This window comes from uncultured Clostridium sp. (genome assembly GCF_937920395.1).
Classification (GTDB): Bacteria; Bacillota; Clostridia; order Clostridiales; family Clostridiaceae; genus Clostridium_AD.
Window position 1 is genome coordinate 1 of record NZ_CALEVF010000164.1, and the last position, 7,950, is coordinate 7,950.

Here is a 7,950-nt window from a genome sequence, read left to right on the forward strand (position 1 = left end):
ATAGTTAGAATAATAAAAGATTCATTATGAGCATTTGAAGGTGTAAGTTACTTTGTCTATTGTTTAACACTATTTTAAATATTAACATGTCTATATTTATCTGATCACATAAAAGTAATAGGCTTTTCTGCGAAAGCTTGTCCCTGTCTTACCTAAAGCAAACTTTTATACGTTATTATATATTGTTAATCTCTGTTCATGTTTTACTTGAATTATTTAACATGTACTTTCTATTTCACTCTTCTAGCTGTTACATAATCTTTTCTTCCCACAGGTGAAATTTTAATTACGTCTCCTGTATGAGGTGCATGGATATAATTATTATTTCCGATGTACATACCCATGTGATGTGGGTTAGCAAAAGTTCCAAAGAACACTAAATCCCCAGGTTGTAGATTATTTCTTGATACTTCTACACCATTCTTTATCTGATCGAAGGTGGTTCTACCTACAGATATTCCAAAATGCGCATATACGTATTGTGTAAAACCTGAACAATCAAACCCTGAAGGCGTTGTTCCACCCCATAAATATGGTGTCCCAAGGAAGGTAGAAGCGTAGGCTATTATAGCACCACTCGATGTAGTAGCTGAACCCCTTGAAGGTGTATATTTAGGCGTTGTTTTTCTTATTTCGCTTGTTTTTGCTATACTTTTATTTACTGACAATTGAGGCTTAACTACCTGCTTTGCAGTAATGGCTTTCGTACCCTTTAATTCACTCGTCGATTTATTAGTCCTTAGTGCAATTATTAATTTATCCTGTAAATTTTTAGTAGCAACTTCTTTACTCTTTAGTTCAGTTATTAATTTGTTTTGTGACTCTTTAGTTACAATTATCTTATCTATCTTCTGCTTATTTTCTACTTGCAAATTCTGTAATGTATCCTTTGTCTTATTTAAACTTTTTTGTTTTTCGTTTAACTCATTCTCAGATGATTTAAACCTATTCATTACTTTTTTATCATACTGTATAATTATTTTTATGTTATCTACTCTTGATAAGAAATCTCCAAAACTTTTTGAATCAAGTACAACACTCATATACCCATCAAATCCGTTTATGTACATAGCTCTCATTCTATTGTTAAATAATTCTTGTTCCTTCTTATTTTCTTTCTCAATCTGCTTAATCCCTGCTGCTGCTCTTTTAATTGCCTTTTCAGTGTGAGATATTTTCCCTTTATTTTCTTCTGTTTTACTCATTATTTTTTCGATTTCATTATCAAACTCTTCTACTTTCATTTCAACTTCATCTCTTTGAACTTGAATCTTTATCAATAAATCCTTCTGCTGTTGTAACTTATCATTTGTTGGAGCCGCAAATACAGTTACATTCGAAGTTAAAATTAAAGTGATTACAACTGCAATGTTTCTCAGAAAAATCTTCATTAGTACATCTCCTTCAATCATTTATATTTTTTTGAATACATAGTAAATATATCAGAAACTTATGTGTTTCTTGTGAAGCCTATCTTTATTAATTACATATTCTCTTAAAAAGACAGCTCCTCTTTGTTAATTATAAGATTAGACATAAAATAATCATTTATATTTTTATCAATAATTAAAAAGTCATATCAAAAGAGAATAAGTAACTATTCCTTCGACATGACTTATAACATCACAATATTATCAAATTATTACGGCAAACATAGGCTTAAACAACTTTTCATTTTTTACTATTCATTATTAAATCTTTTTTATGGTTATATTCATCTTCATTTATTTCCCCACGAGCAAAACTTTCATTTAAGATACCTAATGAATTATCTCTAACTCCGATATTTTTAATATTATTATTTTGCAATGGTTTGTATACTAAAAATGCAATAATTCCAATGATAATTATAGGAATAATTATCATTCCAACCCATCCTCCCATCATATTATTTCCATATCTCATCATACTATATCCCATCATATCATATCATCCTTTCTTTAATTTTCATGTTTTCTATCCATTGACTTAACCAAATTCTTTTATCATCGTTAATATTATCTTCCCATCATATTTTGATGGTTTTCAGTCATATCTTCTCTGTTTACAGATTGCATTATTTTAGCCATAGGTGCATATCCATTCTTTTGCATTATTTCACTCATGTTTTTATAATCCTTATCACTTATATTAGTCATTAACTTATTCATATCACCAGAATTTCCATTTTCCATAGCAGTTGCTTCATCTTTAAAACCATCATCTTTCATTATTTTAATCATATTATTAAAGCTATCATTTGATTGAGTGCTATTCTTTTGTGTTCCCATCATTGGTCCGTTAACATGATTGAGAATTGTATCAGTTCTACTTGCTGCATATGCAACCGAAATACCACCTACTGTTAGTAGTCCTGCTATTAATAAAGTCATAAATTTATTTTTCATTTAATATCACTCCTTAATTGTCTTCTCTTTATACATTTATATTACTACTCAATTGTGTTGTAATTATGAAGCTAGTAAATTAATATAGCTCATAATAAATTATTTTAACGAAGGTTATATATAATAAAAGATAGAGTACTAAATCTCGTATAGTACTTAAACTTTTTACACATTTAGGCCTTACTGTACTAACTTTTGTATCTTTATAACATTACATCTTGCCTCTTGAATAGTTGCCTTAAGGTATGCTATTATTATTCTATAAAATTTTAGCTAAATAATATTTGTAAGTACAGTGATGTTTAATTGTCACTTTGAGGTTATATCGAATTTGTTACAATTATAATGATAAAGTTATGCTACAGAAAGCATTGGAATATTAGAAATGTAGAATCCAGAATAAGATTTAAAAACTTAGTTGTAAATATAAACATTTAATAGGAGGTAATACGTTGAAATCATTTACTAGATGGGATAAAATTATATTTTGTAGTCTTTTAATTATTTGTGTGATTTCTAGCCTTTATGTTTATGTAATAGAAAATACTGGTAGTAATGAGACAAAAGCTATTATTCAAGTACAAGGAAAAGTAATTAAAGAAATACCATTAAAGAAATATGTGAAGAGTAAACTATATAAGTTCAATTTTAATGGTAACAACGGTTACATAGAAATACAAAATGGAAATGTAAGAATGCTTGAAATGAACAGAAATATTTGTCCTAAGAAAATTTGTTCTAATACCGGCTGGATAAGTAAGAAATATGAAGTTATAGCATGTTTACCAAATAAACTTGAAGTTAGTATTGAATCTACAAAAGACAATGCACTAGACGCTATATCCAATTAAAAAATTTATTCAGTTTTATCTAATTTGCATACTCCATAATTCTGTTTAAATAATTTCATTGTTAATATTTTCAAGATATTTTATACCACCCTTTCCTTGGTATAATTAAACAAATAAAAAGGATAAAAGCCTGGGAGATATTGTAACAATATCTCCCAGGCTTTTATTCTTACGTGTACACTGTAACTGTGCGCTTTCTCTTTGACCTGCCAGTAAAGTATAAACTGCGGAACCCTAGAAAACGATATCGATTTTTAATTTTTTATAAAACTAATAAATTAATTCTATCATAAGACAACTGAAATACAATAAAATCTTCTATGTTTCTTAAGCATTTTGAATTTTACTTGGTTTAAAGTAGGCGTAGAATGCACCTATTAGATACAGACAATATACAAGTGCTTGAACTAAGTTAGGACTGTCTGCATACCCAAAAATGGCTTTTAACAGTCCACCAATTGTTGATTTTTGATCTAATATTACCTTGGTACTCCAAATTTGTTCTATTCCTACTGGGATCATGTGCATTTCTTGAAATTCATGAATTCCTCCAGATAAAAGTCCTGCAGCCATAAAAATAAGAAGTATACTCATTATAGTAAAGAATGATTTAAGTGGAAGATGATGCGTTCCTCTATAAAGGATATATCCTAGAATAGCTGCCACACCAAATCCCAATATACTACCACTTACAGTTGCAAGTGCCGATGTTTTTTGTGCAGAACCCACAATAAAAAGCACAGTCTCGATGCCTTCTCTGAGTACTGAAATAAAAGCCAAAGAAGCTAATGCCCAGGTTGAGCCATGACTTAAAGCAACCTGTATCTGTCGTTTTAGTCCTCCACCGATATTCCCACCCTGTCGTTTCATCCAAATTGTCATCCACGTGAGCATAATGACGGCAACAATCTTAAGCGTTCCTTCCAATATAGCTTGAAACCCTTCTATTTCTGTTTTTCCTAGTATGAGAAAAATTCCTAACGCTGCAAGTACACTTATTAATGCTGCCGCCCCTGCTCCGAGCCATACTTTCCCTGTTTCCTTTGTCTGTCCTAATTGTTTAAGATATGACATAATAATAGCAAGAACAACCGCGATTTCAACTCCTTCACGTAAAGTAATAATAAACACATTAAACATATTTTCCATCCTTTCCATATATAATCAGTTGATATTGATAATCTATATCAACTGTAATGTTAGTATTATACTTTGCCTTAACCTATATGTCAATAAAACATTTTTCGGCTTAAAAAATTTTAAATTTATTATTTACTATAAAGCATCGTCTCATAATGTCATGTGTAAAGTGAAAAATCATGTATAAATGTAGTACATATTCTCAAATGGGCATCAATATATGCAGTTAAATAGTTATTTATTGCATATATTAAAGTAACTGTGAATCTATAGGACATATAGGATATATAAGAACATAAGAACATACAACAAATGCGTGAAATTATCTTTTCCATCCTTATTATATTAAAGGGTTAAATAAGTTACCAATTAATCTGTAAATAAGAGGTGAAATTGAATCTTAGTATATTCTTTTATAAATGTGTTATTATTTTCTCTAATCTAGGATTTAATATGCTTACTAATATTCCAATAAAATACCCCGTAACAATTGCCGCAATTAATAATACTGGTAAATATACATATATCCTTAAATCATTAATAATGAAGGAGGCAACCAGTAACTGGCCTACATTATGAAAAATAGACCCACAAACGCTAATTGTAGGGATGCTTAAAGAATTTTTAAAGTATTTGTAAAGTAATGCCATCACTATGTTACTCAGCACTCCACCAGCAATACTAAACATAAAAGCTGACATGCTTCCTCCAAAAATAGAACCTAATAGGGTTCTTAAAATCATTATTAAAAATGCTTCTTTCCACCCAAATAAAATTAATGTAACTAACGATATAGAATTAGCAAGTCCTAACTTTATTCCTGGAAATAGTACTGGTATCTGACCCTCAACTAAATAAATTACTAAGGCCATTGCCACGAGCATACTAAGTAAAACCATTCTTTTAGTTTTTATCATAAGTGAACTCCTTGTTTGTTAATTTGCAATTATCCACATTCGAGATAACCATTTATTATGTTGTATGAAAATACGAGCACCACTATCCCTTTAACTTTTCACGACATTTGTCTTTCCCAATTATTATATTGTATGATTCTGATTTTTTAGTTACTATTTGTCACCTTTTCTTGTTTTTTTTATCATACTTATGTGTAAAGAATGCGTTTGTCTTTTTTTTATCAATTTCTATCATCCATGAAGCATATATAGCAACTATAGCGAGTGTACCTATTAAAGATAGAATTCCGCCAAACAAAAATCCCATAATTTCTATAAAGAATATCCACATTGTAATTATAATTATTAAAGATATTTTTAGCCCAAACCTTAATTTCTTATCATGTATTTTCAACATTTTACTTCTCTTCCTTTTTCATAAATAAACTTCCTCAGTACTTGCGATATTTATTTTTTCTATAGCCATAATAAAATAGAAACACCCACAAGTACCCTTGTTAGCTTTGTTTAATTATTTTAGGTATTATGCGGTAAACTTCTAATAAAACAATATTTATAGTCAACCAAACTCCACCAAAAATATATCCTGCATAAACATCACTTGGATATTCAGTTTGAAAAAATATAGGATTAAAACCTGCAAATATACAAACAGATAAAGTTACAATTAATACCCACGTTTTAACCCAAGTTATCCTTGTATGGCGTAGTATTAAAAAAGCAAAGAAACCATATGCAACAATTGCCATTAAAGATTGATTGCTTGGAAAAGTGTATTGATTACTTCCTAGTATCTTTATTGATGAAGGTCCTAACCTCCTGAATATATGCCTTAATGCAACTTGTAAAACTTCGCCACCGCCAATTACAATAAGTATAAACTGCGTTTCAAGAATGCGATTTTTATTTATTTTTATAATCCATACGATTACAATTATGGTCAACGGTAATAATACCTTAAGTGAAGTTATTATCTCAAACAAACCAATCAAATACGAATCTTTTTTAGTGAAAATTGCTTTTACTAAAAAAGATACAACCATGTCAAATTCGCCAAATTCATGTGCTAGATAATCTTGTACTACACCAATTACAAGAACGGAAAAACCAAGATAAGCGACTGCTACAACGGCTATAGCAACTTTTATTTTTCCCATAGAATGAAATGTAATTAGAGTTCTATCTAATACTTTATATATAAGTTCCGTTACTTGTTGCTTATGATTTCTATAAGTATAGATAATAATTAATATTAAAAATATAGCTAAACTGCCAATAATCATATATTTCGATATATAACTGTGAAATCTTTCCCAATTTGGTCCGAGAAATTTACCTAATGAAATAAAAGTTGCAGTCCATAGCAAAGCTCCAAAATATGAATTTAAAGCAAATCTTCTATACGAAATTTTTGTTATACCCGAAAAATACCCTGTAATATGTCTAACTCCAGGGATAAAATATGCTAAAATCAATAATTTATTACCCGATGATTCAAACCACTTTGATGTTTTTTCAATTTTATCGGGTCCAAGATGAATATATGAGCCATATTTTTTAAAAAATCTCGTACCTAATTTAGCACCAACAAAGTAAGCTATCGTAATGCCTAATATTGCCCCAGCAGTAGCTATTAGGATGACTATAATCCAATTCATTTTAGATTGATAAACAAGAAAACCACAGTATGTCAACATTAGCTCACCCGGAAGAGGAAATGCAATTAATTCAAGAACTAGAGAACTAAACAAAATAATATATCCATAATGATTAACTAATGTAATTACAGAATACAAAATACCACATCCTATGTTTAACTTATTAGATTTAACTTTTATATAATTGCCAATTTAAAACGTCAATAGTTAAATATAATTTCAACTCTTTTATTTTTCCCTTAAATCCTGAATTTTAAAAACAATCATATCCCATATCTTTAGCATAAAGGTAGTTATATAATCAAAACACTTAGGAAACCTTTGTATTACCTTATATGTAGCATAAGCTATTATTGCCCCGCCAACAACATCCAAAGGATAATGAACTCCAACAAATACTCTGGCGAAACTTAGAAGCAATGCCATAACTATCATAACCCTTCCGAAATATTTATTTACAGCTAGTATTGTTAAAGCCAGAGCAAAAGAAAAAGTAGCATGGTCACTTGGAAATGATGGGTCAACAGAACGTTTCACCAGCAGGTGAGCTGCATGTAATGTATAAGGTCTTGGTCTAAAATATACAAATGCGATTAAATGATTTATTCCTAAAGCAATTAACATTGTCATCATAGCAACTATAGCCACTTTTCTGTTTGCCATTACCTTTTCTGTTGTATCTTTTTTAAACCAAAGTAACAATAATGCTATTGCAAACAAGTATGGAAAGTCTTGAGCAATAAAGACCATTATTTTATCTAAGGCACCAAATTTACCAGCCAAACCATTAATTAACGAATATAAAGTATAATCCATAATTTTATAATCTCCCTTAAAATAATAATATATTTTAAAAATTTTAAATCTTAGTTTTTATTTTCCTTTTGTAAAATGCAAACAGTATAATATTTCTCTATTCTTTCTCCAATTTATTAGGCTTGGCATTGTAATTTATATAACTTACTTTATCAAATAAAAAAATTATTATTCCACTACA

The 7,950-nt window shown here is 29.3% G+C and carries 9 protein-coding genes; 1 reads left to right on the top strand and 8 read right to left on the bottom strand.

Annotated elements, in window-relative coordinates; translation table 11 throughout:
- Positions 1 to 230 precede the first annotated feature (230 nt).
- The 3 genes from Q0649_RS10975 to Q0649_RS10985 all read right to left on the bottom strand — a co-directional run bounded on the left by Q0649_RS10975 (position 231) and on the right by Q0649_RS10985 (position 2,387).
- A complete protein-coding gene (locus Q0649_RS10975) occupies positions 231 to 1,391 on the bottom strand; it encodes an NlpC/P60 family protein (protein WP_298841535.1) in 1,161 nt (386 codons plus the stop codon).
- 280 nt (positions 1,392 to 1,671) lie between these two features.
- Positions 1,672 to 1,923, bottom strand: a complete 252-nt coding sequence (locus tag Q0649_RS10980) for an SHOCT domain-containing protein (RefSeq protein WP_298841537.1) — start codon at positions 1,921 to 1,923, stop codon at positions 1,672 to 1,674.
- A 74-nt stretch (positions 1,924 to 1,997) separates the two neighbouring features.
- Positions 1,998 to 2,387: a hypothetical protein gene (locus Q0649_RS10985; RefSeq protein ID WP_298841540.1), complete on the bottom strand. Its 390-nt coding sequence runs from the start codon at positions 2,385 to 2,387 to the stop codon at positions 1,998 to 2,000.
- Between the two features lie 452 nt (positions 2,388 to 2,839).
- On the opposite strand from Q0649_RS10985, the gene Q0649_RS10990 reads away from it, so the two are divergent.
- Entirely contained in the window at positions 2,840 to 3,238 is a 399-nt protein-coding gene (locus Q0649_RS10990) for a NusG domain II-containing protein (RefSeq protein WP_298841543.1), read from the top strand.
- 327 nt (positions 3,239 to 3,565) lie between these two features.
- On the opposite strand, the gene Q0649_RS10995 is transcribed toward Q0649_RS10990, so the two are convergent.
- The 5 genes from Q0649_RS10995 to Q0649_RS11015 all read right to left on the bottom strand — a co-directional run bounded on the left by Q0649_RS10995 (position 3,566) and on the right by Q0649_RS11015 (position 7,769).
- Positions 3,566 to 4,378, bottom strand: a complete 813-nt coding sequence (locus tag Q0649_RS10995; protein WP_298841546.1) for an FTR1 family protein — start codon at positions 4,376 to 4,378, stop codon at positions 3,566 to 3,568.
- A 413-nt stretch (positions 4,379 to 4,791) separates the two neighbouring features.
- Positions 4,792 to 5,295 carry a Gx transporter family protein gene (locus Q0649_RS11000; RefSeq protein ID WP_298841548.1) on the bottom strand — a complete coding sequence of 168 codons (504 nt, stop codon included), beginning with the start codon at positions 5,293 to 5,295 and terminating at the stop codon, positions 4,792 to 4,794.
- 160 nt (positions 5,296 to 5,455) lie between these two features.
- Positions 5,456 to 5,692, bottom strand: a complete 237-nt coding sequence (locus tag Q0649_RS11005) for a hypothetical protein (protein ID WP_298841551.1) — start codon at positions 5,690 to 5,692, stop codon at positions 5,456 to 5,458.
- A 100-nt stretch (positions 5,693 to 5,792) separates the two neighbouring features.
- The gene (locus Q0649_RS11010; protein WP_298841554.1) at positions 5,793 to 7,091 is read right to left on the bottom strand and encodes a VTT domain-containing protein; all 1,299 of its coding nucleotides are present in this window, start codon (positions 7,089 to 7,091) and stop codon (positions 5,793 to 5,795) included.
- Between the two features lie 90 nt (positions 7,092 to 7,181).
- The gene (locus Q0649_RS11015; RefSeq protein WP_298841557.1) at positions 7,182 to 7,769 is read right to left on the bottom strand and encodes an undecaprenyl-diphosphatase; all 588 of its coding nucleotides are present in this window, start codon (positions 7,767 to 7,769) and stop codon (positions 7,182 to 7,184) included.
- Between the last annotated feature and the right edge of the window lie 181 nt (positions 7,770 to 7,950).